We start from the raw sequence: 26,079 nt of genomic DNA, 5'->3' as shown, positions 1-26,079 counted from the left end.
GCACGTGGAGACGCCGACCCATGCCGCCCAGGCCCTGACCGCTGTCGCGGTCCGCGTCGCTGCCACGACGCGCGGCAGGGGGCGCTGGCCCTTCCACATGCAAGCCTGTGGCGGGCCAGCGCCCCCTGCCTTTGACGGGCCTGGGCTAGATGGTGTGGGTTTCGAGGGGTTTCGGGCTGGACCTCGTTCGTCTCTGCCACAACGTGTCGGAGCGTGTGGTGTTCCGGTCGATGCGGATCGATGCCCCACGGTTCCGGTCGCCAAGGAACCACGACGCTGGTTCCCATCCCGATTGATGAGCCCAGGCCCGTCCAAGGCAGGGAGCGCAGGTCCTTCCGCAGGCTTGCATGCGGATGGACCTGCGCGCCCTGCCGCGCGTCGCCTGCGACGCGGCCCGCGTCAGCGGGCAGGGCCTGGGCGGCATGGGTCGGCGCCAAGGATGCGAAGCCACCTCTGCGCAACTCTGCGCCTCGGCGTGCTCGGCGTACGGGTTTTTTCCTCGAACCCGCCTCCACCCTGCCCTTGGCCGATTCCCGGCCCATGTCGCAAAACGAACCGCCCCTACCCCTCCAGATTCGGGTTCAGCCCCAGCACCCCGGGATCCAACCCCCGGCGAAGCTCCCGGGCGTGGGCCAGGAGGAAGGTGTCCCGGGAGCCGGAAAGGTCGCCCAGGGCCCCGGTGAGGAGCAGGGCGGCGGCTTCCACGCGCTCCGCCTTCTCCCGGGCGGTGGCGGCCTTCGCGAGGCCTTCCAGTTCGTCTTTCAGCGCGGGGTCCGGCAGCGCCCGGAACATCCATTTGGAGAAGGGGCGGTAGCGCCGGGCCAGGAGGAACGCGGCGCCCATGGCGTGGCGCAGGAAGGCGGCCTGGGCGAGCGCGGCCGCCACCGCATCGTTCCGGCGCAGGGCCCGCGGCAGGTTGTACTGCCCGGCCTGGGCGGCGGCTTCCAGGGCCGCGGCGAGCTTGTGGCGGCGGACGGGTTCGGGGTAGTGGTCCAGGAGGCGCTGGCGGTGGGCGGTGAAGGTGCCGGGGTCGTCCGCGAAGACCTCGCCGTTGGTGCACGCGGCCAAGGCGTGCTCGGGGATGGCCAGCCACTCGGCGGCGGATTCCGGGGGGCGCTCCAGGCCCGTGAAGCGCCGGTAGAAGGCTGTCGTAACGAGGACGCCGGTGCGGCCCGGGGTGGTGCGCACGGGGAACCCCTCGAAGACCGCCGGGAGCTCGTCCAGGATGGCCCGGAAGGGGGCCGGGGATTCCCCCGGCTGGATCCACAGGCACACCGCCGGTCCCCAGTCGTGGTCCCTGGAAACCTCGTCGTCGAAGCCGAAGCAGTCCGAGCCCTCTCCCACGAGGCCCGCCGCCGCCCGGAGCCCGCCCAGGCGCGGCGCCACTTCCTGCTCGAACAGGCGCCGGGCGAGGCCCAGGCCTACTGGCAGCATTTGAATCTGCGCATGCGGGCCTGCGCCTCGCTGGCTTCGATGTCCTTGAATCCCATGCGCTGGAAGAGGTTGGTGTAGCGCTCCTCCACGAGGTTGCGGCCCGCCGCCAGGGCCGCGAGGGTGAAGGCATGGTAGGCGGCGAGGGTCGCGTCGGAATAGGTCTCGAGATCGGCCGCCAGGTAGGTGCCGAAGGCGTCGCCGCGGCCCGTGAACGTCAGGGGATAGCGCCGGTTCACGGCGAGCATCCATTCCCCTTCGGCCGCCACCACCTCGCCGATGAGCGGCGTCTCCTTGAGGGGCGGGATCTGGCCGGCCATGCGGGCGTACTTCTCCGTCATGAGGTTCCGGCCCCGGGCCGCGGCCTCCACCAGCTGGGCCTCCATGGGGTCCAGGACCTCCGGCGGAAGCACCGAGTGGCTCATCCACCGCATGAGCCGGAAGGTGCCTTCCTCCTCCTGGCAGGCGGCCGGTTCGCTGGCCTTGACGCCGTGGAACATGGGCCATTCCAGGTCGACGATGCGCTGGATCTGGGCTTCGGTGGCGAGGGTGGGGGATTTCATGGGGTTGTCCTTTCCGTGAGGATCTGTGCCAGGCGATCGGCATAGCTGGGGGCCAGGTTCCGGAGCAGGGCTTCCTGCCGCCGGGTCTCCCCGGGGTCGCCGGCGGCCAAAGCCAGCACCCCGAGGTGGAAGTGGGGGGGAGGGAAGGTGGGGTCCCGCTCGATGGCCTGGCGAAGCGCGCCCATGCCCTCGGCGGGCCTGCCCGCCATGCCCAGGGCCAGGCCCAGGCCCCACAGGGCCGGCACATGGCCGGGATCCCGTTCCAGGGCGGCGCGGTACGCCGCCAGGGCCTCCTCCAGCCGGTCCATGGAGCGCAGGGTGGTGCCAAGGTAGGCCCGCACCGTGGCCGAATGCGGGAGCCGGCGCGCGGCCTCCTCCAGGGTCGCCAGGCAGGCCGGCATGTCCTTGAGCTGGCCCTGGGCCATGGCCAGCTTGATCAGGGCGTCCTCCCCGGGGACGAGGTCGGCGGAACGGCGAAGGGCCTCGGCGGCCTCCCGGAAACGTTCCAGGCGGAACAGGACGATGCCGTGGAAATAGTGCGCCTGGGCGTCCCCGGGATAGGCCCGGACCGTGTCCGCGAAGAAGGCGAGGGCCCCCTCGCGGTCGCCCGCATTGAAGCGCCGCATGCCTTCGGCATGGCGCGGGGGCGGCGGCGGATTTTCGGTCTGGGGCATGCTTCTCCCTTGCCGGAACAGGGACCATTCTGGTCACGGAATGGTTTCATTGCACGAAATTCGAGTGTAATAATTGCTGACACGTGCGTCAGCAATGGATACATCTGGAGGCTTCCGGCGCCCTTGATCGACAATAAGCTTTTTGTTTTCAATTCAAAACCGTGAAATTTCCGGGTTGTCACCTTTCGCGATTTTCAAGAATGGGACCTGCGAGCGTTCGTATTTCGTTACACATTTCCCCGGTTGGGAGGGCGACCCATCGGAATTCATTTCAGCGCGATTACTAAATCCAATTAAATCAAAAATTAACAAATAAAAAGCAAGGTTGGCATCGCCCTTGCAAAAACGGGGAGTCCCACGCCCATGTCCTTCCGGCCGAATCGCCGGCCCATCTCCCATCCCCCAATATGGAGGCATCTGATGCCCAAGAAACTCAAAGAGGTGCTGGTCGAAGCCGGCATTCCCATGGACTTCGAGTCGGGCGGCCATTCCCCGGCGAACCTCACGGACCGCGAGATCGTCAGGGAGCCCCACGCCCGCGTGAAGGCGCTCAAGGACATCTTCATGCAGACGTTGTCCTCGGCCAACAACGAGTTCCCCTACTGGTATTCCCGGGAGTACTTCGCCCTGGATTCCGAGATTCCCGTCATCCGCCGCGCCCAGGCCCTGAAGGTCGCCTTCAGCCACCTGACCCCGGTGATCTACCCCGGCGAGCTGCTGGTCATGCACAAGGCCCCCTTCTTCCGCGGGTCCTTCCCCATGCCCTGGCTGTCCGAAGGCTACTACATGGCCAAGGAGGACGAGCTCTACCAGGACGCCCTCAAGCGCGGTTCGGCTTCGGCCGACGAGCACTCCAAGTTCGGCACGGGCGGCGGCAACGTCACCAAGAGCTTCGGCAAGGTGGTTTCCCTGGCCGGCAAGTTCGGCATGCGCCAGGAAGAGGTTCCCGGCCTCCTGAACCTGGCCAAGAAGTGGGTCGGCAAGTCCGTGGACGACCTGGGCCACAAGTACGAGCAGATGGTCCCCGACTACGAAGTGAAGGAAGCCCTCATGCGGAACGTGTTCTGCATGTTCGATTCCGGCTACACCCTGCCCCAGGGCCGGGAAGTCATCAACTACTACTACCCCCTTGAATACGGCATCGACGGCCTGCTGGAGATCGCCCGGGAGCTCAAGGACAAGGTGGCCGGCCGCGCCGATGGCGACGGCATCAAGGGCACCAACCGACTGTTCAACTACGAGGCGATCATCCTGGTCCTGGAAGGCATCAGCACCTGGATCAGCAACTACGCCAAGGAAGCCCGCCGTCTGGAAGGCCTGGAGAAGGACGCCGTCCAGAAGCGCGAATACAGCCAGATCGCCGAACGCCTGGAGTACCTGGCCCACGGCAAGCCCCGCGACTTCCGCGACGCCATCCAGATGATCCTCACCTTCCACCTGGCCGTGCTCAACGAAGACGCCATCTCCGGCATGTCCCCCGGACGCATCGGGCAGGTGCTCTACCCCTACTTCGAGCAGGACATCGCCTCCGGCCGCATCTCCGAGGACGAGGTCATGGAGCTCCTGGAGCTCTACCGCCTTTCCATCTCCTCCATCGACTGCTTCGCCTCCGCGGGCGTCGTGGGTGGCGTGCTCTCGGGCAACACCTTCAACACCGTCAGCATCGGCGGCCTCACCAAGGACGGCAAGCACGCCTGCAACCGCCTGGAATACCTGCTGCTGGAAGCCGGCCTCACCAACGCGATGCCCCAGCCCACCCTGGCCCTGCTCTACGACGAGAAGCTCCCCGAGGACTTCCTCCTGCTGGCCATGGAGACCATCAAGAGCGGCGTCGGCTATCCCGCGTTCATGAACAACCAGAGCGGCATGACCTTCATGATGAACCAGTACGGACCCGAGGGCATGACGCCTGAGGAAGCCCGCGCCTGGGCCATCGGCGGCTGCCTGGAGTCCTCCGCCTGCTGCTGGAAGCCCCTGCACCTGAACGGCAAGGAATACTTCATCCCCGGCGGCGCCGGCCAGCCCACCTCCGTCGGCGTGCACTTCCTGGCCCTGCCCAAGATCCTGGAAGCCGTCCTCTGGAACGGCGTGGATCAGCGCACCGGCCAGAAGGTCTTCGAGCCCCACAACCGCACGTTCAACACCTACGAAGAGCTCTGGGACCAGTTCAAGCTCTACTGGCAGAAGGCCGTGGACATCCTGGCCCTTACCAACAACATCCAGCACGACGTCTGGCGCAAGAACAACATGGCGGTCATCAACTCGCTCATGAAGCCGGACTGCCTGGACACCGGCCACCTCATCGACGAGAAGGGCTACCGCTACAACGCCACCTACAACGTCGAGAGCGCCGGCACCATCACCGCCGTCAACTCCCTGGCGGCCATCAAGAAGCTGGTCTACGTGGACAAGACCGTCACCCTCGAGGACCTCAAGAAGGCCGTCAAGGACAACTTCGGCTTCAAGACCGCCAAGGAAGTGAACTCCTTCTCCCTGTCCGACCAGGAGAAGCGCGAGGACGGCCCCAGCGCCTGGGACAAGCTGCACTTCATGTGCCTGCAGGCCCCCAAGTATGGCAACGACGAAGCCTTCGCCGACCAGATCCTGCTCGAGTGGGAAGAGTTCTTCTGCCCCGACTGCTCGAACTACGAGTCGCTCTTCGCCCACAAGATGTATCCCTGCCAGATCTCCGTGTCCACCCACGGCGCCATGGGCTCGGCCACCATCGCCTCCATGGACGGGCGCCTCGCCGGCACGACCTTCGCCGACGCCTCCCTCTCCGCCTTCCCCGGCACCGACCGCAACGGCGTCTATGCCCTGTTGAACTCCGCGGCCATCTGGGACCACACCCAGAGCCAGAACTCCCAGCTCAACATCAAGGTCCACCCCAGCGCCATCCAGGGCCCCAGCGGCTCCCGCAAGCTCCTGGACCTCTGCCAGGCGTACATGCGCAAGGGCGGCTTCCACATCCAGTTCAACGTCGTGGATACCAAGGTGCTCAAGGACGCCCAGGAGAACCCCCAGAACTACCGCGACCTGATGGTGCGCGTGGCCGGCTTCACCCAGTACTGGGTCGAGATCGGCAAGCCCGTCCAGGATGAACTCATCGCCCGCACCGAATACGAAGGGATCTGACCATGACCGTGAAACTCAACCACCGCGACTGCCAGAACTTCGCCGCCATCGACGTGTCGAAGGGCATCTGCCACCTGACCAAGAACATCGTCCTGAGCGACACCGAGCAGTGCCCCGACTGCGCCCCCCTGCGCAAGTGCTCGGGTTGCAAGCAGTTCGCCGCCACCAAGGACGCCATCGAGATGGGCGTGTGCAACGCCTCCAGGAACGACCCCAAGTTCTTCGCGTATCCTGACATGGTCGCCACGACCTGCGAGATGTACCAGGGCCGCTGACCCCGGGCGCCCCTCCGCTGCCTTCCTGGCCACCCGCGGCAACCCCGCGGGCGCCGGGAAGGTTTGCGGAAGGGGGAAAATCTGACACCAATTGCGTCACAGATGGGAGCCATTCTCATGGAAGACAGAAACGCGAAATTCTACGGCTGGTCGGTGGTCTTCGCATCCTGGCTGGCGGTGTTCTGCCTGTTCGGGTACCGCGCCACCTTCGCCATCCTCAAGGGACCCATGGCCGTCACCCTGGGCTGGACCACCGCTGAAGTGACCCTGGGCTACTCGCTCATGATGGTCGTGTACGCCGTGGCCGCCTACTTCAGCGGCATGATCCTGGACAAGTGGGGCACCAAGCCCGTGTATGCCGTGGCCGCCGTGTTCGGCGCCCTGGGCTTCGTCCTCACCGCCCGCATCGATTCCCACCTGGCCTACCTCTTCTCCTTCGGCCTCCTGGGCGGCATCGCCACGGGCATGCTGTGGGTCACTTCCACCGTCTCGGTGCGCAAGTGGTACATCGGCAAGTCCTACGCCACGATGTGGGGATTCGCCTTCGCCGGCGGCCCCATGGCCCAGTTCGTGCTGGCCCAGGTGGTCAAGCCGACCCTTTCCGCCAGCCAGGCCAAGCTCGACGGCGCCATCCGGCCCCTGGTCGAGGGCGGCGCCGCCATGGCCCCCAAGCAGCTGGCCCTGGCCGTCGCGGCCAAGCTCAAGGATCCCTCCGTCCTGGCCCTGCCCGACGTGAAGAGCGCCCTCCAGGGCCTCGAGCACGCCTGGCGCTACCAGATGACGATCCTGGGCGTCATCGTCCTGATCGCCCTGGTGGTGGCCGTCCTCGTGGCCAAGCAGTCCCCGGAGCGCTACGGCCTCAAGCCCTTCGGCGCCATCCCCGCCGCCCCCGGCACCGCCGCGGTGGCCGAGGTGGACTGGAGCGTCGGCGAAGCCTTCTCCAAGTACGCCATCTGGGGCGGCATCCTCACCTTCCTCACCAGCATGATGGGCGAGTTCCTCATCTGGACCCAGGTGGTGAGCTACTGGACCCAGGACGTGGGCTACAACCTCAAGAAGGCCACCAACATCTACGCCCTCATCGGGCTGGTGGGCATCTTCTCCATGCCCATCATGGGCAAGGTGGCCGACATGGTCGTCCAGAAGGTGGGCATCGAGGCCAAGGGCCGCAAGATCATGCTCCTCGTCGGCCCCGCCACGGGCGTCATCGCCTGCCTCCTGCTGCTGGCGAGCCCCTCGGGCGACATCTTCGCCTACATCGCCTGCGTCATCTTCGCCATCTACTGGGCCATCGTTCCCGGCGGTGTGGTGGGCTACACCGGCGCCATCTACGGCCGCAAGACCCTGGGCAAGATCTGGGGCCTGGCCACGATGATCGTCATGGGCATCGGGCCCTTCCTGGGCTCGTACGTGGGCGGCTGGCTGAAGGATTTCTCCGGCAAGTACACGTATTCCATCTGGTTCGCGCTCTGCGCCTTCGCGGTCTCCATCCTGCTGGCCTCCACCCTGCCGCTGAAGGCCGAGTACCCCAAGGCGGCCCCGTCCAGGCTGCCCCTGGAACCAGAATTCAACAAATAGCCGCGTAGGAGGCAAGGTGAACATCCAGAACGACCCGTCCACGCCCAAAGGGCTCATCTTCGACATCCAGGCCCATTCGGTGCACGACGGCCCCGGGACGAGGACGACCGTGTTCCTCAATGGATGCCCCTTCGCCTGCGAGTGGTGCTGCAATCCCGAAGGACTCCACAAGAAGGCCGTGGTCATGCACCGCGAACAGCGGTGCGCCCACTGCGGCCAGTGCATGCAGGCCTGCCCCAGGGGAGCCATCTCCCTTGGGGCCGACGGCCTCGAGGTCTTCGACCGCACCCTGTGCGAGACCTGCACCACCTACGAATGCGTGAGCACCTGCTACCACGAAGGCAACGTGCTCAGCGGAAAGCTCTACACCGTCGAACAGATCATCGCCATCGCCCAGCGGGACCGCCACTACTGGGGTTCGGGCGGCGGCATGACCTTCTCCGGAGGCGAGCCGCTTCTCCAGCGGAACTTCATGCTGCCCCTGCTCAAGCGCTGCCGGGAGATCCGCATCAATACCTGCATCGAGACCACCGCCAGCCTGCCCTCGGACTACTTCATGGAAGCCGCGTCCATGCTGAACTGGATCTTCGTGGACATCAAGAACATGGACCCCGTCGCCCACAAGGCGAAGACGGGCGCGGACAACGCGCTCACCCTGAAGAACCTGAAGCTGCTGGGCGAATCGGACCTGGACTGCTTCGTGGTGGTCCGCATCCCCGTGATCCCGGGATGGAACGACTCCGAGGAGAACATCCGCGCCACGGCGCGGTACGTCAAGGCGTGCGGCCTGGAGGTCATCAACCTCCTCCCCTTCCACCGGCTCAGCGAATCCAAGTGGCGCCAGGTGGGACGGGAGTACGCCTTCAAGGACATGCCCGGAATGACCCGCGAAGAGCTGGCGCCCCACGCCCAGTGGGTCAGGGAAGAGGGCATCACCTGCTACACCGGCTGGGAAACCCCCTTCTGAACCCCGCCCCGAACCCATTGGAGTGAACATGCGATTGTCATGCAGGTCTCTTGTGTCCGCGCTTGCGGCCACGCTCGCGCTGTCGGCCCAGGCGCCCAACACCCTCGACCTGGGCTTCGAGGAGCGCGTGCGCTCCGAGGCCTGGAACAACATCACCGACCACAGCGACAAGATCAACGACGGCCACCTCCACTACCGCATGCGAACCCGCCTCTGGGCCCAGTACAACCTGGGCAAGGACCTGGAGCTGGCCGCCGGCATCGCCCAGGAGAACCGCAAGGTGGTGCGTCCCGACGCGGCGTACAACGGGCGGCAGATCTTCTTCGAGACCCTCTCGGTCAACTGGCGCTTCCTTCCGGGCTGGTCCGTGAAGGTCGGCCGGCAGGACATCATGCGCGGCGAAGGCTTCGTCTTCATGGACGGCAGCGCCCTGGACGGTTCCCGGTGCGCCTACATGAACGCCATCGACCTCACCCGCAGCCTGGGCACCGCCTCGAAGCTGGAATTCATCGCCATCTCCAATCCCCGCCAGGACAAGTACCTGCCCCGGCTCAACGATCCCGGTGACCCCAACCTGGTGCAGCGGCTCACGGAGTGGGACGAGCAGGCCCTGGCCCTCTACTACACGGGCAAGGAGATCAAGGACACGCAGATCGACGCCTACGCCGTGTACAAGACCGAGACCAACGACTACCGGGCCAGGACCAACGCCATGTTCCAGCCCGACCGGCACCTGGGCACCGTGGGCGGCCGCGTGGACCGCGCCTTCGGGGGAGGCTGGTCCGCCAATGCCGAGCTGGCCTACCAGTTCGGGACCCAGGCCGCCAACCCCATCCAGCACATGGGGTCCAAGGACATCGGCGCCTACGGCGGCTACGCCCGGGTGAAGAAGGCCTTCGAGGCCTCCTGGAAGCCCCGCGTCTCGGTGGGCTACACCGTGCTTTCCGGCACCGATCCCCACTCGGACAAGATCGGGGGCTGGGATCCGCTCTTCAGCCGCTGGCCCAAGTGGAGCGAGCTCTACATCTATTCCCAGCCCGCCGAGAAGGGCGTGGGCTACTGGACCAACACCGGGATGTTCGAGGCCGAGGTGCGCGTGACGCCCGTGCGGAACTTCGACCTGCGGGCCACCTACTACAAGATGTCCGCCATGGAGGCCCCGGCGGCCGTGGCCGGCCAGTTCGGATCGGGCAAGGACCGCGGCGGCCTCGCCCAGGTTCGGGCCGACTACAAGCTCAACGACAGCTTCAAGGGGCACGTGCTGTACGAGCGCCTCACCCCGGGCAGCTTCTACGGTGCCCAGGACCCCGGGTATTTCTTCCGGATGGAAGTGACGTACACGTTCAAGACGCGGATCTGAGCATGGTGCCAGCCACGGGGAGGTGTTCCTTGATGGGGGAGCGGATGCCTGGGATAATTCATCCCATGTCTGTCCACTCCCCCCATGGGAAAGCGGCGTGCTTTCCGATGGTGTCAAGCGATTGCGCCGTGGACGAGGCCGTCGAGCTGCTCCTGGTCAACGGCCGAACTTCGGTGGCGGTGGCCGGAAGCGACGGCGAGCCCTGCGGCACCTTCGACCTGATGGGCCACCTTTCCCGCGTGCGCAACGGCGGGAGCTGGGCGCCGGGCGAGACCGTGGGCGAGCACCTGGAGGTCCCCGGCGGGGACGTCCCCCCCTCCCCGGACGGCCTCTGGCGCGAGATGCTCCACGCGATGCTCGCGGGCGTCGAGAAGCCCATGGTGGCCCTCACGGACGGCGCGGAGCGGGTGCTGTTCGCCAACGCCTCCCTGCGCGCGGCCTTCCCGGGCCTCTTCCCGGCGGCCAGCGTGGGTGTCGGGGACCTTCTGCCCGGCCACCCCGTGGGCCCGGACGAGGACCGGGGGCCCGTGTCCTTCTGGTTCGTGCAGAACCGCCAGCGCGCCTTCATGGTCCTGCGCGTGCGGCCCGGCGTCGCGGGCATCGGGGCCCTGGTGCTCTTCGAGCTCACCGCCCAGCTGGGCCAGGGGTACCGGGAGGCGCTGGACGAGGTGGACGTCCTCAAGCGGGTGCTGGACACCGTGGAGGGCCTGCAGGTGGTCGACTCCCGGGGGATCATCACCCTGGTGAACGAGAGCTTCCTGAAGATCCACCACCTGACCCGGGAGCAGTCCGAAGGCCACCCGGTGACCGAGGTCATCGACAACACGCGCATGCACATCGTCGCCCAGACCGGCGTGCCCGAAGTGGACGAGATCCAGACCATCAACGGCCACGAGTACGTGGTGAGCCGCATTCCCATCTTCAAGGACGGGAAGTGCCTGGGGGCCGTGGGCAAGATCGTGTTCCAGGACTTCCAGGAGATCCAGCGCCTGGCCCTCAAGGCCAAGCGGCTCCAGATGGAACTGGAGGCCCTGCGCAAGAGCAAGGGCAAGTCCCACTCCGACACCCGGTTCGCCTTCGAGGACATCGTGGCGACCTGCGAGTCCAGCCTGCTGGCCAAGGAACGCGCCATGATGGGCGCTCCCACCGCCTCCACCATCCTCCTCCTGGGCGAGAGCGGGGTGGGGAAGGAGGTGTACGCCCACGCCATCCACAACCTCAGCCCGAGGTACAACCGTCCCTTCGTGCGGGTCAACTGCTCGGCCATCACCGAGACCCTGATCGAGAGTGAGCTCTTCGGGTACGAGGACGGCGCCTTCACGGGCGCCCGGAAGGGTGGCAGGGCCGGCAAGTTCGAGCTGGCCGACACCGGCACGATCTTCCTGGACGAGATCGGCGACATGCCGCTTTCCGCCCAGGCCAGGCTGCTGCGGGTGCTCCAGGAGCGGGAGATCGACAGGGTGGGGGGCGAAGGCACCATGCCCGTTGACATCCGCGTCATCGCCGCCACCAACCAGGACCTGTGGGCCATGGTGGAGCAGAAGAAGTTCCGCCGCGACCTCTTCTTCCGGCTCAACGTCATCCCCATCATCATCCCGCCGCTGCGGGACCGCCCCGGCGACGTGAAGGCCCTGGCCAGGCTCTTCTGGGCCGACCTGCAGAAGACCCACGGCATCACCAACAAGTTCCTCACCGAAGGGGCCAAGCACCTGCTCCAGGACTACCCGTGGCCCGGCAACATCCGGGAGCTGCACAACGTCCTCGAGCGCACCTTCACCATCGTGCGGGACAACCTCATCAGCGAAGACCAGGTGCGCATGATCCTCCAGGGCGTCGGCTCCGGCACGGGCCAGGTCTGCGAGAACGAAGAATGCACCATGGACGAAGTGGTGGAGAAGGCCGAGCGCCGCGCCATCGGTTTCGCCCTGGCCCGCACCAACAACAACAAGGCCCAGGCCGCCAAGCTCCTGGGCATCTCCCGGCCGCTCCTCTACCGGAAGATGCACCAGTACGACATTTCCTGAACCTTCAAATTCGGAGTTAACCGTGTACGCCTTCCTGGACGGCCTTCGGCTTCGTTCCAAATTCATTCTGATCCTGGCCACCCAGGCCGTCCTTCTGGTCTCGGTGGCCGCGCTGGCATGGCGCAGCCTGGCCCAGCTCCACGGGAGCCAGGTGGTCCTTTCCGACAGCCTGGAGAAGTCCTCCCGCATCACGGTGGCCATCGGCGACGCCAACCGCCTCCGGGTCCTCCACGTGGCCATGCTGGGAGCCGCGAGGTTCCCCGATCACACCCAGAAGCTGGAGGGGATGGCGGAAAAGGTGGACGTCCGCTTCGTCAAGGAGCTGGCGGACCTGGAGGCTCAGGCCTGGGACCCCGCGGATCAGGCCAAGGTGCGCCGCCTCGTGGGCCTCCTCGAGGCCTACCGCAGCGGGTTCGCCGGGGCCTTCGCGGAGGCCCGCCGGGACCTTTCCCGCCTGCCGGCGCTCATGGACATCGGTTCGGCCGAACTGGCCGAGGCCCGCGCCCAGCTGGAGACGCTGCAGGAGGACCAGCGGCGCAAGGCCCAGGACATCGTGGTGCGCGACTCCGCCTACGCCTCGACCCAGAAGACCATCGTGGCCGGAGCCGTGGTCCTGGCCCTGGCCCTGGGGATCCTCATCACCCTGACCATGAGCCGGCGCGTGGAGGGGGCCGCCCGGGACATCGGCGAGGCCATGGACGCCCTCCGGGGCGGCGACCTCACCCGGGTCCCGCGGGCCCAGGGCAAGGACGAGCTGGCCTTCATCTCGCGGAGCCTGGGCGAAGCGGTGCGGCAGCTGCGGGATGACCTGCAGGCCATCGCGGTCATCACCGAGCACACCGCCTCCGGCGCCCTGGAGCTCTCCACGACGGCCACCCAGCTGGCCTCGGCCACCACGGAGATCAGCCAGGGGGCGGAACGCCAGCGGGAGGAGGTGGGCCAGTCCACCTCCGCCGTGCGCGCCCTGGCGGCCTCCCTGCAGGAGGTCCAGGGCGTGGCCCTTTCCGCCAGCACCCTGGCTTCCACCTCCCTGCAGGCCAGCGCCCGCGGGCTGGGCGAGGTGGAGGCGTCGGTGGAGGCCATGAAGGGGATCCTGGACAGCTCCGAGAAGGTGGGGCGCATCAACGGCGTCATCTCCGACATCGCCCGCCAGACCAACCTCCTTTCGCTGAACGCCGCCATCGAGGCCGCCAAGGCCGGTCAGCAGGGCAAGGGGTTCGCCGTGGTGGCCGAGGAGATCCGCAAGCTCGCCGAGCGCAGCGGCAGCGCGGCCAAGGAGATCCAGGGGCTCATCGCGGAAAGCGGCGAGCGGGTGGAAGTGGGCTCCCGGTCCGTGCGCCTTGTGAGCGACAGCCTGGGGACCATCGAAGGCAACCTGAAGGAGCAGGCCGACGGGGCCCTGGGCGCCGTGCAGGTGCTGGAGGCCCGGTCCGCCGAGAGCCAGGCCATCCTGGAGGGCATGGCCTCCACCCTGGGCATCACCGAGCGCACCGCCACGGCGACGGTGCAGCTGGTGTCCAGCCTGGAGGAGACGGGCCGCACCGTCGAGGACCTCTCGGCCGTGGCCCAGGACCTGCGCCAGCGGCTGATCCGGTTCAAGTTCGCCTAGGCGCGTCGGCTCCGCGCCTTCGTCCTCCTACTTCACGTCCTCGGCGGGCACCTTCATGGGCGCGGCCTTGGAGGGCACCGCCACGGGGTGCCGGCCCAGGATCTCGCCGAACCAGCCGCCCAGGGTGTCCGTGAGGCTGGGCAGGTAGGCCAAGCCGTGCTCCTTGCCGGGGCGGATCCGGGCGTAGACGCCGAATACGCCCTTGAGGGCCTGGGCGTTGGCCAAGGCATGGGAATCGTCCTCGGCGGCCGCCACGAACACGGACGCCTTGGCCCGTTCGACGGCGCGCACCATGCGCGCTTCGGGCTTCTCGCCCCAGCCGCCGGCGGGGCTGAGGGCGAGCACGGCCACGGGGCGCACCTCGGGGGCGGCCACCAGGGCGGAGTACGCCCCGACGCTGGCCCCGGCCAGGCCCAGGCGGCGGCCGTCGATGCGGGGCTGGCGGCGCACCCACTGGGCGGCCTGGGCCAGGTCGGAGGGGATGAGGTCGAAGCGCACCGAGGCGGAGGAGGCCGCGAAGTCGGTGGTGACGGCCACGGTGTCGGAGCCCTTGCGGGTGCTCTGGCCGTGGCCGCGCAGGTCCAGGGCCAGGGTGGCGATGCCCCGGGCGTTCAGGTCGTCCACCAGGAACTTCCACCCGGTGCGGTCCGCGCCGAAGGAATGGGCCAGGATCACCACGGGGCGGCGGCCGGCCTGGGCGGGGATGGTGAGGGTGCCCTTGAGGGTGAAGCCGTCCCGGGTCACGAGGCTCATGTCCACGGCCGCGGGCTGGGCGGCGGTGAGCAGGGCGGGGAGGGACAGGAGGAGGCCGATACGCATAGGAGCTCCTTTCCGTGAGCTAGCGCTTCTTTTTGTTCTTCTTTCCCTTGTCGGAGGAACCGAAGACCTTGGCCAGGAAGCCCTCCTCCTGGGAGGCCTCGCCGTCCACCGGCGCGGGTTCGAGCAGCTGGCGCACCAGGGCCTCCTCGCGGGAGGTGAGCCGGGTGGGCACGGCCACGCGGAGATGCAGGAACAGGTCGCCCCGGCCCGAGGCCCGCAGGCGCGGCACGCCGGCGTTGGGGACCTTCATGACCTTGTCGGCGGGGGTGCCCTTGGCGATCTTGACGGTCTCGGTGCCGTAGGGCGTCTCCACGGGCTGGTTGCCGCCGAGCACCATGAGGGGCCAGGGCACTTCCACCTTGCGGTGCAGGTCGAACCCGTCCCGTTCGTAGGTGGGGTCGTTCTCGATGTCGAAGAGGATGAAGAGGTCGCCCTGGCCGCCGCCGCCGGTGCCGGCCTCCCCCTCGCCCTGGAGGCGCAGGCGCTGGCCCTGGTCCACGCCGGCGGGGATCTTGAAGCGGACCTTGGTGCGCCGGTTGACGCGGCCCGCGCCCCGGCAGGAGGAGCAGGGGCTGGGGATGATCTGGCCCCGGCCCTCGCAGCGGGGGCAGGTCACGGCCATCTGCAGGAAGCCCTGGCGCACCGCCACCTGCCCGTTGCCGCGGCAGTTGGGACACACCTGGGGGCTGGTCCCCTCGGCGCAGCCGGACCCCTTGCAGGTGTCGCAGGCGTCCTGCCTGGGAATCTCGATCTCCTTGTTCTCGACCCCGAAGATGGAGTCCTTGAACGAGATGCGCAGGTTGTACTGGAGGTCGGAACCCCGTTCGCCACCGCCGGAGCGCCGACGGCCCCCCCCTCCGAACAGGTCGGCGAAGATCCCGCCGCCCCCCCCGCCGAAGAAGGAGCCCAGGAGGTCCTCGAAGCCGGCGAACTGGTTGGGGTCGAACTGGAAGCCCTGGCCCTGGCCCCCGGGGGAGGCGAAGCCGTACTGGTCGAAATGCTGGCGCTTGGCGGGGTCGGAAAGGATGGAGTAGGCCTCGGCGGCCTCCTTGAACTTCTCCTCCGCCTCCTTGTTCCCGGGGTTCTGGTCCGGGTGGAACTGCATGGCCAACCTTCGGTAGGCTTTCTTGATCTCGTCGAGGGTGGCTTCCTTGCCTACGCCCAGTACTTCATAGTAGTCGCGCTTCATCCCACCAGAATATCACCTGGGGCGGTTTTCCGCTCCCTCCTCGCCGTCCAGGGAGTTCATCATGGACTCGCTCGCGACGAGGACGGCGTTGGTGAGGAGCTTCTGAACCTCGAGCAGTTCCTCCTCCGCGGCCTTGACGGCGGCCATGTCCTTGTTGGCCACGGCCATGCGCACGGCGTTGAGGGTGTCGCGCACCAGGGTCTGCTCCTCCAGGGCCAGGAACTTCCCGCATTCGGTGAAGCTCCGGTCACAGGAGAAGAGGAGGCCCTCGGCGGAGGCGATGTACTTGAGTTCGTCCCGGCGCCTGGCGTCGGCCTCCTGGTTGTTCTGCGCCTCCCGGAGCATGGCCTGGATCTCCAGCTCGGACAGGCCCGAGGAGGGCCGCATGCTCATGCTCTGCTCCAGACCCGTGAGCAGGTCCTTGGCCGAGACCTTCACGATGCCGTTGGAGTCGATCTCGAAGGCCACCTCGATCTGGGGCACGCCCTTGGGCAGGGGCGGCAGGTTGATCAGGTCGAACCGGCCCAGGCTCTTGTTGTGCTCGGCCAGCTCGCGCTCGCCCTGGAGAACGTGCACCTCCACCCGGCTCTGGTTGTCGGTGACGGTGGTGAAGGTCCGGCTGTCCCGGGTGGGGACGGTGGTGTTGCGCTGGATGATCTTCACGTAGCCGCCGCCCTGGGTCTCGATGCCCAGGGAAAGGGGCGTCACGTCCAGCAGCACCAGGTCCGTCACCTCGCCGGTGAGCACGGCGCCCTGGATGGAGGCGCCCGCGGCCACCACCTCGTCGGGGTTGATGTCGCGGTTGGGCTCGCGGCCGAAGAAGTCCTTGACCACCTGCTGCACCAGGGGCATGCGGGTCTGGCCGCCCACGAGGATCACCTCGTCCACGTCCATGGCCGTCTTGCGGGCCTGCTTGAGGGCGTCCTGCACGGGGACCATGGTGCGGGCCACCAGGTCGGCCACCATGTTCTCCAGGTCCTCCCGGGTCAGGGTGGACTCCAGGTGCTGCGGGCCGGTGGGGCCCTGGGCGATGAAGGGCAGGCGCACCTCCACCCGGTCCAGGGTGGACAGCTCGCACTTGGCCTTCTCCGAGGCCTCCTTGAGGCGCTGCAGGGCCATGCGGTCCCGGGTGAGGTCGATGCCGGTGGCGTCCCGGAAGTGCTCCACCAGCCACATGAGGATGGCCTGGTCGAAGTCCTCGCCGCCCAGGAAGGTGTCGCCGCTGGTGGCCAGCACCTCGAAGACGCCGTCGTTCATCTCCAGGATGGTGAAGTCGAAGGTGCCGCCGCCGAAGTCGTAGATGGCCAGGGTCTGCTTGAGGCCCTTCTTGTCCAGGCCGTAGGCCAGGGCCGCGGCGGTGGGCTCGTTGATGATGCGCTGGACGTTCAGGCCCGCGATGCGCCCGGCGTCCTTGGTGGCCTGGCGCTGGGCGTCGTCGAAGTAGGCGGGGACGGTGATGACGGCGTCCGAGACCTCCTCGTGCAGGAACGCCTCGGCGGAAGCCTTCAGGGCCTTGAGGATGATGGCCGAGATCTCCGGGGGGGCGTACCCGCGGTCGCCCACGCCGAGCCAGGCGTCGCCGTTGGGGGACTTCACCACGGGGAAGGGCAGCTTCTCCATGGCCTCCTGCACCTGGGGCGATCCGAACTTCTGGCCGATGAGGCGCTTGACCGCGAAAAGGGTTCGCTGGGGGTTGGTGACGGCCTGGCGCTTGGCGATGTGTCCCACCAGGACGTCGCCCTTGTCGGTGAAGGCCACCACGGACGGGGTGGTGCGGCTCCCCTCGCGGTTGGGGATGACGCGGCGTTCCCCGCCTTCCATGACGCAGGCGCAGCTGTTGGTGGTACCCAGGTCGATTCCGATGAGCTTGCCGGCCATTGCGTTACTCCCGAGTGGGCGTTTGGGGTGGTGCGGGAATCAGGAGGGGTCCTGGGAAGGCTCCCCTTCGGGATGGTTGTTGACGATGACCCGGGCGGGCCGGAGCAGCTGCTCGCGCAGGAAGTAGCCCCGCTCGTAGATGGCGGCCACGGAGCCGTCGGGCAGGTCGGGCTGGCTGGTGGTGGTGAGGGCCTCGGCGTGCAGCGCGTCGAAGGGGTCGCCGACGTTCAGGGCCAGGGGCTCCACGCCGGACTTGCGCAGGGCCTCCTGCATCTGGCGGTGGATGAGCACCACCCCGGCGTGGAAGTCCTCCAGGCTGGTGTAGGTGGCGTTGATGCACCGCTCGAAGCTGTCCAGCACGGGCAGGAGCTCCATGAGCACCTTGCGCTCGGCCAGGGTCACGGCCAGCTGTGTCTCCCGGCCCACCCGGTTCCGGTGGTTGGTGAAATCCGCCATGAGGCGGTGGTGCCTGTCCTTGTGTTCGCTTTCCGCCTTCTCCAGCGCCTGGAGGCGGGCCCTCGCCGCGGCCAGTTCGGCCTCCAGGTCCTCCCGGCTCATGCCCGCCGTTTCCTGGGATCCGTCCGCCGCGGGTGGCTCGTAGTCGCCGATCTCGTCGGCCAGGGCCTGCAGGTCCGCCCCCTCGCCAAACTCCTCCTGGGTCAGGTCGACCGTGAGGTCGTTCTCCGGGAGGAGGGGATCGGTGGGGAAGTCCTTGGTGTGGGGTTGGATTTTTTCGGTCATTGAGTACTCGATAATGAAATGTTAAGGGGACTGCGTCAAACGGATGTGGGCTTTCGCCGCTGGATTTCCTCCGACCACCACGCCAGGCTGCCCGCCACCTTGCGGTAATCCAGGCGAAGCGGGCCCACCAGGGCGAAGGTGACCTGGGCACTCTTGTTGAGCGTCACCGTGCGCAGGGCGGTGGCCAGGGGAATCTCCTGGAAGAAGGGGTTCTCCGACCCCAGGAGCAGCTGGACCTCGGCGCTGGCCGCCACGGCGAAGGCGTTGAGGAGGTGGGCGAGGCGCTCGTGCTGCTCGAAGACCTCCACCAGGTTCCTGAACCGGGCGGGGTCCAGGAATTCAGGGCACCGGCCCATCTCGCCCAGGCCGGAGACCACCAGGGGGGCGTCCGTGGGCTGGGTCATGCGCGAGGCCAGCTCGGTCAGGCGCCGGCTCAGTTCCCGGGCGTCGGTGGCCTGTCCCTCCAGGTCGGTGATGAGCCGGTCCCGCATCTCGGGCAGGGAGCATCCCCCGAAGTGGGCCGTGGCGAAATTACCCAGTTCCACCAGCTTGTCCGCCGGGAAGCCCCAGGTGTTCTCCATGATCTGGTGTTCCACCTCGCCGCCGGTGCCCACCCACACCGTAACGATGCGGGCCGGGGGCTTGCCCGGGCCCAGGGGCACGAACTCCAGGCGCACCAGGCGGCTCCGGGTCAGGTGCATGGGCAGGGCCACGCAGATGCCGTTCATGGCCTCGCTGAGTACCCGGCTGGCGTTCCGGAGCCACTGGGCGTCCCCGGCCTGGCCCTCCACGCCGCCGATGGCCTCGGTGAGCCGGGCCCCCAGGATGGGGTCGGGGCGGATGGGCTGCACGAAGTGGTCGACGTAGTAGCGATAGGCCTTTTCCGTGGGCACCCGGCCCGCGGACGTGTGGGGCTGGTCCAGGAGGGCGTCGTCCTCCAGGTCCGCCAGGACGTTGCGGATGGTGGCGGAGGAGAAGGACCCCGGGATGCGCTTGGACAGCACCCGCGAGCCCACGGGCTCCCCCTCGACCAGGTAGGTCTCGATGAGCGCCTTCAGGACGGATTCGCTGCGAGGAGAGAGTGTTAGCGCCAAGGTGAAGGTTTCCGGGTTCGCGGACGGTGCTCGTCGTGCGTGTCCCAACTATACTTCATTTTTCGCCCTTTCCTGGAGGTCCACCATGACGATCAAATCATCCCTCTGGCTCACCGGGATCCTTTCCTCCGCCGCCATCTGCGGGCAGCTCGCCTGCGACCGCAAGCCCTCCGAGGCCGAGGTCCAGGCCCAGGCGGCGGCCAAGGCCGCGGATGAGCGCGTGGCCCAGCTGGAAAAGCAGGTCGCCGACATCAAGGCGGGCAAACAGGCTCCCGAAGGCGACGCGGACACCGTCCAGCACCTGTCCAAGGCCCAGCTCAAGTCCCTGGACCGCCGCCTGGCCGACGCCCGCAAGAGCGCCGCCCTCGCCCACCAGGACGCCAAGGCCATCGCGGAGGCGCCCAAGGCCGAGGCGGCCAAGACCGTCATCCTGGAGGTGCCCGCCCAGACCCAGGTGGCCGTGCTGCTGTCCCGGGAGCTCAGCACCGACAAGGACCAGGCCGGCGAGGGCTGGGAAGGCACTCTGGCCGACGACGTGACCGTGGGCGGCAAGGTGGCCTGGCCCAAGGGGACCCCCGTCAAGGGCGTGGTGGCCCAGAGCACTCCGGCCGGCCGGCTCCAGAGCGGGCAGGGCGGGCTGGGCATCCAGCTCTCCACCGTGGGGCGCAACGACGTGGAGGCCGGCACCTACCTGGTGGTGGGCGACAAGCGGGGTGAGCGCAACGCCAAGTTCATCGGCGGCACCGCCGCCCTGGGCGCCCTGGTGGGCATCCTCTCCAGCGGCAAGCACCAGGGCGACCACGCCCTGGGCGGCGCGGCCATCGGCGCCGCGGCCGGCACCGCCGTGGCCGCGGGCACGGCGGACACGATCATCCGGATCCCGGCCTCCAAGACCGTGATCTTCACCCTGAGCCAGCCGGAACGGGTCGTCCTGAAATAGACTGGGGGGATGTACAAGCTCCTGGCCTCCATCTGCGACGTCTGCCGCCGGCTCCACGCCCGCAACCTCCTGGCCGCCGCCGACGGGAACGTCAGCGTGCTGCTGGACGACGGGCGGATCGCCATCACGCCCTCGGGCGTGGCCAAGGCGGGCATGGCGCCTGGGGACCTGGCCTTCCTGGCCCGGGACGGCCGGATCATCTCCGGCCGTCCCAGCACTGAGCGCCTCATGCACCTGGCGGTGTACCGGGCCTGTCCCGAGGCCCGGGCCGTGGTGCACGCCCACCCCCCCACCGCCGTGGCCTTCAGCCTGGCCCACCCGGAGTGGGCCAGCCTGCCCTCGGACGCCCTGCCCGAGGTGATCCTGGCCGCGGGGACCATCCCCTTCGCGCCCTACGCGCGCCCGGGCACCCCCGCCATGGGCGAGGTCCTGGCCCCCTTCCTGCCGGAGCACCGCCTCCTGGTGCTTTCCCGCCACGGCGCCCTGGCCTGGGGCGAGACGCTGGAGGAGGCCTACAACGGCATGGAACGCCTGGAACACGCCTGCCAGATCCTCAAGGCCGCCTTCGACCTGGGCGGCCCCAGGCCCCTGCCGGAGCCCGAGGTGGAAGCCCTCCGCCGGGCCCGCGCGCAATCCGGAAGGAAACTCCTGTGAAGACCGCCGATTCCCTCGCCCTCCGCCACGACGGCCGCAGACTGCGCATCCTGGACCAGACCCTCCTCCCCCACCGGGAGGAATGGGTGGAGGTGCCCGACCCCGACGCCATGGTCCTGCACATCCGGCGCCTGGCGGTGCGGGGCGCGCCGCTCATCGGCGTGGCCGCGGCCCTCTCCCTGGCGACCTTCGCCCAGGACGGCGCCGGCCCCGACGCCCTGCGCCTGGCCGCGGCGCACCTTCGCCGGGCGCGCCCCACCGCCGTGAACCTCATGTGGGCCATGGACCGCCTGGGGGCCATCCTGGAGGGGGGCCGCTGCAAGGACGACGTGGTGGTGGCCGAACTGATCGCCGAGGCCGAGGCCATCTTCGTGGAGGACGTGGCCCTGTGCGAGGCCATGGCGCGAAGGGGCCTGGCGCTCTTCGGCCCGGACGAGGCCGTGCTCACCCACTGCAATTCCGGGGGCCTGGCCACCGCCGGCATCGGCACCGCCCTGGGGGTGATCCGCCGGGGCTGGGAGGCCGGGCGGGTCCGCCACGTGTTCGTGGACGAGACCCGGCCGCTGCTCCAGGGGGCGCGCCTCACCACCTGGGAACTGGCCCGCCTGGGCATCCCCCACACCCTGATCACCGACAGCATGGCGGCCATCCTTCTGCGGGAGGGCCGCGTCGCCCGGGTGCTCCTGGGCGCCGACCGGGTGGCGGCCAACGGCGACTTCGCGAACAAGGTGGGCACCTACGGCCTGGCCGTGCAGTGCCGCTTCCACGGGGTCCCCTTCCATCCGGTGGCCCCCTGGTCCACGGTGGACCTCGCCTGCCCCGACGGCGCGGCCATCCCCATCGAGCAGCGCGACGGGGCCGAGGTGCGGAGCACCTGGACGGCCCCCGCGACGCCGGCCTTCAACCCGTCCTTCGACGTGACGCCGGCCGCCCTGGTGACGAGCCTGGTGACGGACCGGGGCGTGCTGACCGCCGCCGAACTGGCCGCGGGAAAGTTGGCGGCTCAGTAGGCCACGGCCGGACCCGGATTCACGGCACCCGGGAGGTGAGCCAGTCCAGGGGTCCCGCGGCCTCGGTGCCGCCCTCCTCCCGGATCAGGCACCAGCAGTCCTCGCCCCGGATCTCCGGGGCGTGCACCGTGCCCCGCCCGTGGTGGACCCAGTCCCCGGCGCTGAGCGCCAGGCCCTTCTCGTTCATGGTTCCGGCCAGGACGAGGATGCTCTCGGAGCCCAGGTGGCGATGGGCCTTGGCCCGGGCGCCGGTGGGGGAGTAGGCCAGGATCAGGCGCAGACCCCGCTCGGGATCCTTGAGCAGTTCCACCCGGCGCCTGCCCTGGGCGCCGTCGGTCCAGCGCCACTGGTCCTGGGGGGGGAGGCGGTCCAGGATGGCCGGGGGCAGGTGGTAGGGGCCCGGCTGGGGTCCGCGGGCGCTGGCCACTTCCTGGTGGGCCTCGGCGAGGATGGCCAGGGGCAGGTCGGGGCCGGCCTCCAGGAGGTCCCGGGCCTCGGCCGGCACGGGGGTGGCGGGCCAGGCCCGGGGGCCGGCGCTGCCCAGGGCCGCCAGGGCGCCGTCCAGGGCGGCCTGCGCCGCCTCGGGCGCCTCGGGCTCCAGGTCGTGCATGAGCGCCGGCAGGGCGCGCATGGTGGCCAGGATGGCCCGGCAGGAGGGGCAGAAGAGCAGGTGGAGCCTCACCAGGAAGGCCTGCCAGAGGGAGAGCGTCCCGTCCTCGAATTCCGAGAGCAGGGCGCTGGTCGCTTCGCACGTCAATGCCATCGTCATACCCGCCTCCCCGTCATGAACGCGTCCAGGAAACCCCTCAATCCCAGGCGGGCCCGGTGCAGGCGCTGGCGGACGAGTCCGCGGCTGATGCCGAGTTTGGTGGCCACTTCGTCGGTGTCCATGCCTTCCAGATCCCTGAGAATGAAGACAGCGCGCTGGTCGTCGGAAAGCTGGTTGAGGCCTTCGCGGATCTTGGCCCGCATCTGGTCCCGCTCCACGGACACCAGGGCGATCGCGTCCTGGCTCCAGTCCCGCATCCTGTCCGTATTCATGAGATGCCCGTCGGGCGAAAAACGTGGCAGAAAATCTTCGATGGCATCCTCGCGGCGGCGGATCCGTGATCTCCGTAACATTAGTGCTTCATTTATACAGATGCGGTAGGCCCAGGTGGAGAACTTGCTCTTGCCCTGGAACCGGCCCAGCTCCGTGTGGATGCTGATCAGCGCCTCCTGCAGCGCGTCCTGGGTATCCAGCGTGTCCTGGAGGATCCGGTGGATCCCGGCGTAGAACAGGCCAAGGTAGGGGCGCACCAGGACGCTGAAGGCTTCCCCGTCGCCCGCCTGGGCGTTGGAGATGAGCTGGCTTTCGGGCTGTGGGTTCATCCGGTTGACCTAGCGGGAGAGGGGGATGCGGATGGAGAAGGTGGTGCCCAGGCCGGGACCGGGGCTGGACGCCTTGATCTGGCCCTGGTGGAGGTTGACGATTTCCCAGCAGAGAAAGAGCCCCAGGCCGGTTCCAGGAACCTGGCGGGTCATTTCGTCGCCCACCCGGTAGAACCGCTGGAAGACCCGCGGGAGCTCCCGGGCGCTGATCCCGTTCCCGCAGTCCGTGACCGTGATGATGGCGTTTTCGCCGTCGGAGTCCAGGGTGATGCGGGTGGAGCGGGGCTCGGGGGCGTATTTGAAGGCGTTGGACAGGAGGTTGTCGATGACCTGACCCATGGCCTTGCGGTCCATGTCCGCGTGGATGCCGATGCCCAGTTGGAGGTCCAGCCCCAGCGACCCGGTCCCCAGGCGGTGGTCCATGGATTCGGCCACCTCCCGCAGCCAGGGCGCGAGCTCGGTGGGCTCGAACTTCAGGTCCAGGCTGCCCGCGTCGGCCCGGGCGACCTCCAGGAGGTTGCCGACCAGTTCCGTGAGGCGCACCAGGTCGCCGTCCATGAGCTTCTGGATCCGGGCCCGGCGCTCGGGCCCCAGCTCCCGGGTGTAGAGGGTCTCGATCCACACCCGCAGGCTCGCGATGGGCGTCTTGAGTTCGTGGGTGACCGAGGCGATGAAGTTGCGCTGGCGGAGCATCAGCTCCATCTCGGAGTTGAGCTTCCGGTAGATGTAGCTCAGGCCCAGGAGCACGGCGAGGACCATGATGGCGGCCTCGCCGCCGGCCCTCCACAGGGCCAGGGTCCGCTCCCGTTCCATGGCGCCCAGGATCTCCACCCGCAGGGTGAGGTAGGCCGACTGGTCCAGGAGCATGGGATCGTCCGGCTCCACCGGGCCCGGGACCACCGCCACGTACGGGAACCGCCCCTCGATGGCCGCCTTCCGCACCGGCAGGGGAGGGAACTGGGGGAGCCGGGCCTCCACCGTCCCCGGCTTGGCCGTGCCGGGGTCCCCCTGGAACACGATGCGCAGGATCTCGGCGCTGTCCATCTGCCACGCCTCGGCCCGGCCCGCCCTCATGGTGGCGATGCGGGCGTTCTGGAGGTTCCGGGATTCGCGGATCTGGAGGCTGATCCACCAGGCCATCTGGCTGAGCAGAATGAAGGCCACGCTCCAGAAGATGAGGCGTTCGGTGGCGGGAGGTTTGAGGTGGGCCGCTTTCATCCAAGGCTTATCATGTTGAGAAAACAGTCTGAGGCCAGGGCCGGGAAATCCACAAGAGATCTTGCAAAGCGGCCTTGGGAGGGCATCCTTAAAGTGAATGGCCTCCATCCCCCCAAACCCCTTCAAGCCGGGATCCTCCCCCAACCGTCCGGCCCCCGCCGGACCGGTTCCCGCGGGCCTCACGGCGGGCCAGAACAACGAGCTGCTGGTGGAGCTGCTCCACGGTCAGCGCCTGGTGTCCTCCCTCACCCAGGAGGTTGCCGACCTCAAGACCCGGCTCGCGCGCCGGTCGCACCAGATGGGCGTGCTCCAGCACGTGGCCGAGATCCTCGCCGCCACCCCCAAGGCCGCCCAGGTGGCCAGCGTCGTGCAGGACGTCTTCGTGCGGGAGTTCGGCGCCCGCACCTGCATCGTCTGGATCATGGAGGACACCGGGGCCTGCTACGAGCCCCGCAGCGCCCACGGCCTGCCCCGCGCGGTGGGGGCCCGCCTGCGCCTTCCCGCCCCCAATCCCTTCCCCAACGCCCCCATGGTGCTCTTCCAGGACCAGTGGCTCGACCCGTCCGTGCACAAGGGCTACCTGGACGCCCTCAAGCCCACCGAGGACACGGCCCTCTACTACGTGCCCTTCGAGAACCAGCTCCTGCTCATGGGCTTCGCCATCATCGGGCTGGAGGCCGGCAGCACCCTGGAGGAGGACCAGAACTCCCTCACCATCCTCCAGCGCCAGGTGGCCGCCAGCATCTACAACGCCTGGCTCTTCCGGGATCTGGGGAACCAGCGGGACACCCTGCGGCGGCAGGCCGGTGAACTGGAGAAAGCCAACGCCGCCCTGCGGGAGGCGGACCGCTTCCGCAGCGAGTTCCTCGCACTCACCAGCCACGAGCTGCGCACGCCCCTGACGGGCATCATGGGCTTCACGCGCCTGGTCATGGACGGCCTCTACGACGACGAGGAGGAGATGAACCGGATGCTGGCCGACAGCTACAATTCCGGCAAGCACCTCCTGGACCTCCTCAACGACATCCTCGACCTGGCCAAGATCGAGAGCGGCCGCATGCAGATCCGCATCGAGCCCTGCGCCCTCGCGGGGCTGATGGACGAGGTGCGGACCATCGTCCAGGCCTACCCCCGCAAGCCGGAGGTGGACCTGGTCTGGCCCGCGGACCTGGACCAGCTGCCCGAGGTGCTGGCGGACTCCGGACGACTGAGGCAGGTGCTCATCAACCTGCTGTCCAACGCCCTGAAGTTCACCAAGGACGGCGCCGTGACCGTTTCGGCCGAGCGGGGCTTCGGCGAGATCGCCATCCTGGTGACCGACACCGGCATCGGCGTGTCCCCGGAGGCCCAGACCCGCCTGTTCCAGAAGTTCGTCCAGGCGGACGGCGGCCACTCCCGGGAGTACGGCGGCACGGGCCTGGGCCTCGTCATCTGCAAGCACCTCATGGAGATGATGAACGGCACCATCGCCCTGGCAAGCGGCGGAGAAGGCAAGGGGACGACCATGACCCTCACGGTGCCCATCGCATAGGAGGCTGTCCAAGTATTC

Annotated in this window: 22 protein-coding genes; 11 read left to right on the top strand and 11 right to left on the bottom strand. The window is 68.3% G+C overall.

All coding sequences use genetic code 11. From position 1 onward, the window contains the following. Positions 1 to 561: 561 nt before the first annotated feature. Genes ACZ5LB_RS10385 through ACZ5LB_RS10375 form a run of 3 tightly spaced genes read right to left on the bottom strand, consistent with a single transcriptional unit; the run spans position 562 to position 2,668 of the window. Positions 562 to 1,434 (bottom strand): DUF4037 domain-containing protein, encoded by an 873-nt coding sequence (locus ACZ5LB_RS10385; RefSeq protein ID WP_464606248.1) that lies wholly within the window; start codon positions 1,432 to 1,434, stop codon positions 562 to 564. Further along, the gene (locus ACZ5LB_RS10380) at positions 1,422 to 1,994 is read right to left on the bottom strand and encodes a DUF4125 family protein (protein ID WP_464606247.1); all 573 of its coding nucleotides are present in this window, start codon (positions 1,992 to 1,994) and stop codon (positions 1,422 to 1,424) included. Before ACZ5LB_RS10380 ends, ACZ5LB_RS10385 begins: the two co-directional genes overlap by 13 nt. Continuing rightward, entirely contained in the window at positions 1,991 to 2,668 is a 678-nt protein-coding gene (locus tag ACZ5LB_RS10375; protein WP_464606245.1) for a tetratricopeptide repeat protein, read from the bottom strand. Before ACZ5LB_RS10375 ends, ACZ5LB_RS10380 begins: the two co-directional genes overlap by 4 nt. A gap of 420 nt (positions 2,669 to 3,088) precedes the next feature. Between ACZ5LB_RS10375 and hpdB the strand changes: the two genes are divergently transcribed. The 7 genes from hpdB to ACZ5LB_RS10340 all read left to right on the top strand — a co-directional run bounded on the left by hpdB (position 3,089) and on the right by ACZ5LB_RS10340 (position 13,616). Then, the gene (hpdB, locus tag ACZ5LB_RS10370; protein ID WP_464606243.1) at positions 3,089 to 5,803 is read left to right on the top strand and encodes a 4-hydroxyphenylacetate decarboxylase large subunit; all 2,715 of its coding nucleotides are present in this window, start codon (positions 3,089 to 3,091) and stop codon (positions 5,801 to 5,803) included. Positions 5,804 to 5,805: 2 nt separating this feature from the next. After that, on the top strand, positions 5,806 to 6,078 hold the full coding sequence (gene hpdC, locus ACZ5LB_RS10365) for a 4-hydroxyphenylacetate decarboxylase small subunit (protein WP_464606241.1): 273 nt from the start codon (positions 5,806 to 5,808) through the stop codon (positions 6,076 to 6,078). 117 nt (positions 6,079 to 6,195) lie between these two features. Continuing rightward, entirely contained in the window at positions 6,196 to 7,656 is a 1,461-nt protein-coding gene (locus tag ACZ5LB_RS10360) for an MFS transporter (protein WP_464606239.1), read from the top strand. 16 nt (positions 7,657 to 7,672) lie between these two features. Next, positions 7,673 to 8,623: a glycyl-radical enzyme activating protein gene (locus ACZ5LB_RS10355; protein ID WP_464606237.1), complete on the top strand. Its 951-nt coding sequence runs from the start codon at positions 7,673 to 7,675 to the stop codon at positions 8,621 to 8,623. 28 nt (positions 8,624 to 8,651) lie between these two features. After that, complete coding sequence (locus ACZ5LB_RS10350) at positions 8,652 to 9,983, top strand: alginate export family protein (protein WP_464606235.1); 1,332 nt, start codon at positions 8,652 to 8,654, stop codon at positions 9,981 to 9,983. A gap of 128 nt (positions 9,984 to 10,111) precedes the next feature. After that, on the top strand, positions 10,112 to 12,007 hold the full coding sequence (locus tag ACZ5LB_RS10345) for a sigma-54 interaction domain-containing protein (protein WP_464606233.1): 1,896 nt from the start codon (positions 10,112 to 10,114) through the stop codon (positions 12,005 to 12,007). Between the two features lie 22 nt (positions 12,008 to 12,029). After that, positions 12,030 to 13,616, top strand: a complete 1,587-nt coding sequence (locus ACZ5LB_RS10340) for a methyl-accepting chemotaxis protein (protein ID WP_464606231.1) — start codon at positions 12,030 to 12,032, stop codon at positions 13,614 to 13,616. A gap of 27 nt (positions 13,617 to 13,643) precedes the next feature. Here ACZ5LB_RS10340 and ACZ5LB_RS10335 read toward each other — a convergent pair whose 3' ends face one another. From ACZ5LB_RS10335 to hrcA, 5 genes are read right to left on the bottom strand one after another with little or no spacing between them, the layout of a single operon-like run. After that, the gene (locus ACZ5LB_RS10335) at positions 13,644 to 14,435 is read right to left on the bottom strand and encodes an alpha/beta hydrolase family protein (RefSeq protein ID WP_464606229.1); all 792 of its coding nucleotides are present in this window, start codon (positions 14,433 to 14,435) and stop codon (positions 13,644 to 13,646) included. Between the two features lie 19 nt (positions 14,436 to 14,454). Then, positions 14,455 to 15,624 (bottom strand): molecular chaperone DnaJ, encoded by a 1,170-nt coding sequence (dnaJ, locus tag ACZ5LB_RS10330; RefSeq protein ID WP_464606227.1) that lies wholly within the window; start codon positions 15,622 to 15,624, stop codon positions 14,455 to 14,457. A 12-nt stretch (positions 15,625 to 15,636) separates the two neighbouring features. Beyond that, a complete protein-coding gene (dnaK, locus tag ACZ5LB_RS10325; RefSeq protein ID WP_464606225.1) occupies positions 15,637 to 17,502 on the bottom strand; it encodes a molecular chaperone DnaK in 1,866 nt (621 codons plus the stop codon). Positions 17,503 to 17,541: 39 nt separating this feature from the next. Then, entirely contained in the window at positions 17,542 to 18,243 is a 702-nt protein-coding gene (locus tag ACZ5LB_RS10320; RefSeq protein ID WP_464606223.1) for a nucleotide exchange factor GrpE, read from the bottom strand. 35 nt (positions 18,244 to 18,278) lie between these two features. Next, complete coding sequence (gene hrcA / locus ACZ5LB_RS10315; protein WP_464606221.1) at positions 18,279 to 19,337, bottom strand: heat-inducible transcriptional repressor HrcA; 1,059 nt, start codon at positions 19,335 to 19,337, stop codon at positions 18,279 to 18,281. An 85-nt stretch (positions 19,338 to 19,422) separates the two neighbouring features. Here hrcA and ACZ5LB_RS10310 point away from each other — a divergent pair, with 85 nt between their 5' ends. Genes ACZ5LB_RS10310 through mtnA form a run of 3 tightly spaced genes read left to right on the top strand, consistent with a single transcriptional unit; the run spans position 19,423 to position 21,941 of the window. Beyond that, positions 19,423 to 20,277, top strand: coding sequence for a hypothetical protein (locus ACZ5LB_RS10310; protein WP_464606219.1), 855 nt, complete (start codon positions 19,423 to 19,425; stop codon positions 20,275 to 20,277). A gap of 9 nt (positions 20,278 to 20,286) precedes the next feature. Beyond that, the gene (locus tag ACZ5LB_RS10305; RefSeq protein ID WP_464606217.1) at positions 20,287 to 20,931 is read left to right on the top strand and encodes a class II aldolase/adducin family protein; all 645 of its coding nucleotides are present in this window, start codon (positions 20,287 to 20,289) and stop codon (positions 20,929 to 20,931) included. Beyond that, positions 20,928 to 21,941: an S-methyl-5-thioribose-1-phosphate isomerase gene (gene mtnA / locus ACZ5LB_RS10300; RefSeq protein WP_464606215.1), complete on the top strand. Its 1,014-nt coding sequence runs from the start codon at positions 20,928 to 20,930 to the stop codon at positions 21,939 to 21,941. Before ACZ5LB_RS10305 ends, mtnA begins: the two co-directional genes overlap by 4 nt. A 19-nt stretch (positions 21,942 to 21,960) precedes the next feature. Here the strand turns inward: mtnA and ACZ5LB_RS10295 are convergent, their stop codons facing one another. From ACZ5LB_RS10295 to ACZ5LB_RS10285, 3 genes are read right to left on the bottom strand one after another with little or no spacing between them, the layout of a single operon-like run. After that, a complete protein-coding gene (locus ACZ5LB_RS10295; RefSeq protein ID WP_464606213.1) occupies positions 21,961 to 22,710 on the bottom strand; it encodes a cupin domain-containing protein in 750 nt (249 codons plus the stop codon). Then, the gene (locus ACZ5LB_RS10290; protein ID WP_464606211.1) at positions 22,707 to 23,312 is read right to left on the bottom strand and encodes an RNA polymerase sigma factor; all 606 of its coding nucleotides are present in this window, start codon (positions 23,310 to 23,312) and stop codon (positions 22,707 to 22,709) included. The genes ACZ5LB_RS10295 and ACZ5LB_RS10290 overlap by 4 nt, the downstream gene beginning before the upstream one ends. 9 nt (positions 23,313 to 23,321) lie before the next feature. Continuing rightward, positions 23,322 to 24,530 (bottom strand): sensor histidine kinase, encoded by a 1,209-nt coding sequence (locus ACZ5LB_RS10285; protein WP_464606209.1) that lies wholly within the window; start codon positions 24,528 to 24,530, stop codon positions 23,322 to 23,324. A 97-nt stretch (positions 24,531 to 24,627) separates the two neighbouring features. Between ACZ5LB_RS10285 and ACZ5LB_RS10280 the strand changes: the two genes are divergently transcribed. Beyond that, positions 24,628 to 26,061, top strand: coding sequence for a GAF domain-containing sensor histidine kinase (locus ACZ5LB_RS10280; protein ID WP_464606207.1), 1,434 nt, complete (start codon positions 24,628 to 24,630; stop codon positions 26,059 to 26,061). Positions 26,062 to 26,079 lie beyond the last annotated feature (18 nt).

The organism is Mesoterricola sp. MK458 (genome assembly GCF_055384935.1).
Note: the sequence above shows the minus strand (reverse complement) of the source record. Positions and strands in the feature narration are given on the sequence as shown.

Excerpts from the sequence above, each read along its gene's own strand:
- dnaJ (WP_464606227.1), bottom strand. The coding sequence starts at position 15,624 with ATGAAGCGCGACTACTATGAAGTACTGGGCGTAGGCAAGGAAGCCACC.
- ACZ5LB_RS10285 (WP_464606209.1), bottom strand. The coding sequence starts at position 24,530 with ATGAAAGCGGCCCACCTCAAACCTCCCGCCACCGAACGCCTCATCTTC.
- ACZ5LB_RS10375 (WP_464606245.1), bottom strand. The coding sequence starts at position 2,668 with ATGCCCCAGACCGAAAATCCGCCGCCGCCCCCGCGCCATGCCGAAGGC.
- ACZ5LB_RS10350 (WP_464606235.1), top strand. The coding sequence starts at position 8,652 with ATGCGATTGTCATGCAGGTCTCTTGTGTCCGCGCTTGCGGCCACGCTC.
- ACZ5LB_RS10295 (WP_464606213.1), bottom strand. The coding sequence starts at position 22,710 with ATGACGATGGCATTGACGTGCGAAGCGACCAGCGCCCTGCTCTCGGAA.
- hpdC (WP_464606241.1), top strand. The coding sequence starts at position 5,806 with ATGACCGTGAAACTCAACCACCGCGACTGCCAGAACTTCGCCGCCATC.
- ACZ5LB_RS10320 (WP_464606223.1), bottom strand. The coding sequence starts at position 18,243 with ATGACCGAAAAAATCCAACCCCACACCAAGGACTTCCCCACCGATCCC.
- ACZ5LB_RS10290 (WP_464606211.1), bottom strand. The coding sequence starts at position 23,312 with ATGAACCCACAGCCCGAAAGCCAGCTCATCTCCAACGCCCAGGCGGGC.
- ACZ5LB_RS10380 (WP_464606247.1), bottom strand. The coding sequence starts at position 1,994 with ATGAAATCCCCCACCCTCGCCACCGAAGCCCAGATCCAGCGCATCGTC.
- ACZ5LB_RS10310 (WP_464606219.1), top strand. The coding sequence starts at position 19,423 with ATGACGATCAAATCATCCCTCTGGCTCACCGGGATCCTTTCCTCCGCC.
- ACZ5LB_RS10280 (WP_464606207.1), top strand. The coding sequence starts at position 24,628 with ATGGCCTCCATCCCCCCAAACCCCTTCAAGCCGGGATCCTCCCCCAAC.
- ACZ5LB_RS10360 (WP_464606239.1), top strand. The coding sequence starts at position 6,196 with ATGGAAGACAGAAACGCGAAATTCTACGGCTGGTCGGTGGTCTTCGCA.
- hpdB (WP_464606243.1), top strand. The coding sequence starts at position 3,089 with ATGCCCAAGAAACTCAAAGAGGTGCTGGTCGAAGCCGGCATTCCCATG.
- ACZ5LB_RS10335 (WP_464606229.1), bottom strand. The coding sequence starts at position 14,435 with ATGCGTATCGGCCTCCTCCTGTCCCTCCCCGCCCTGCTCACCGCCGCC.
- dnaK (WP_464606225.1), bottom strand. The coding sequence starts at position 17,502 with ATGGCCGGCAAGCTCATCGGAATCGACCTGGGTACCACCAACAGCTGC.
- ACZ5LB_RS10385 (WP_464606248.1), bottom strand. The coding sequence starts at position 1,434 with ATGCTGCCAGTAGGCCTGGGCCTCGCCCGGCGCCTGTTCGAGCAGGAA.
- ACZ5LB_RS10305 (WP_464606217.1), top strand. The coding sequence starts at position 20,287 with ATGTACAAGCTCCTGGCCTCCATCTGCGACGTCTGCCGCCGGCTCCAC.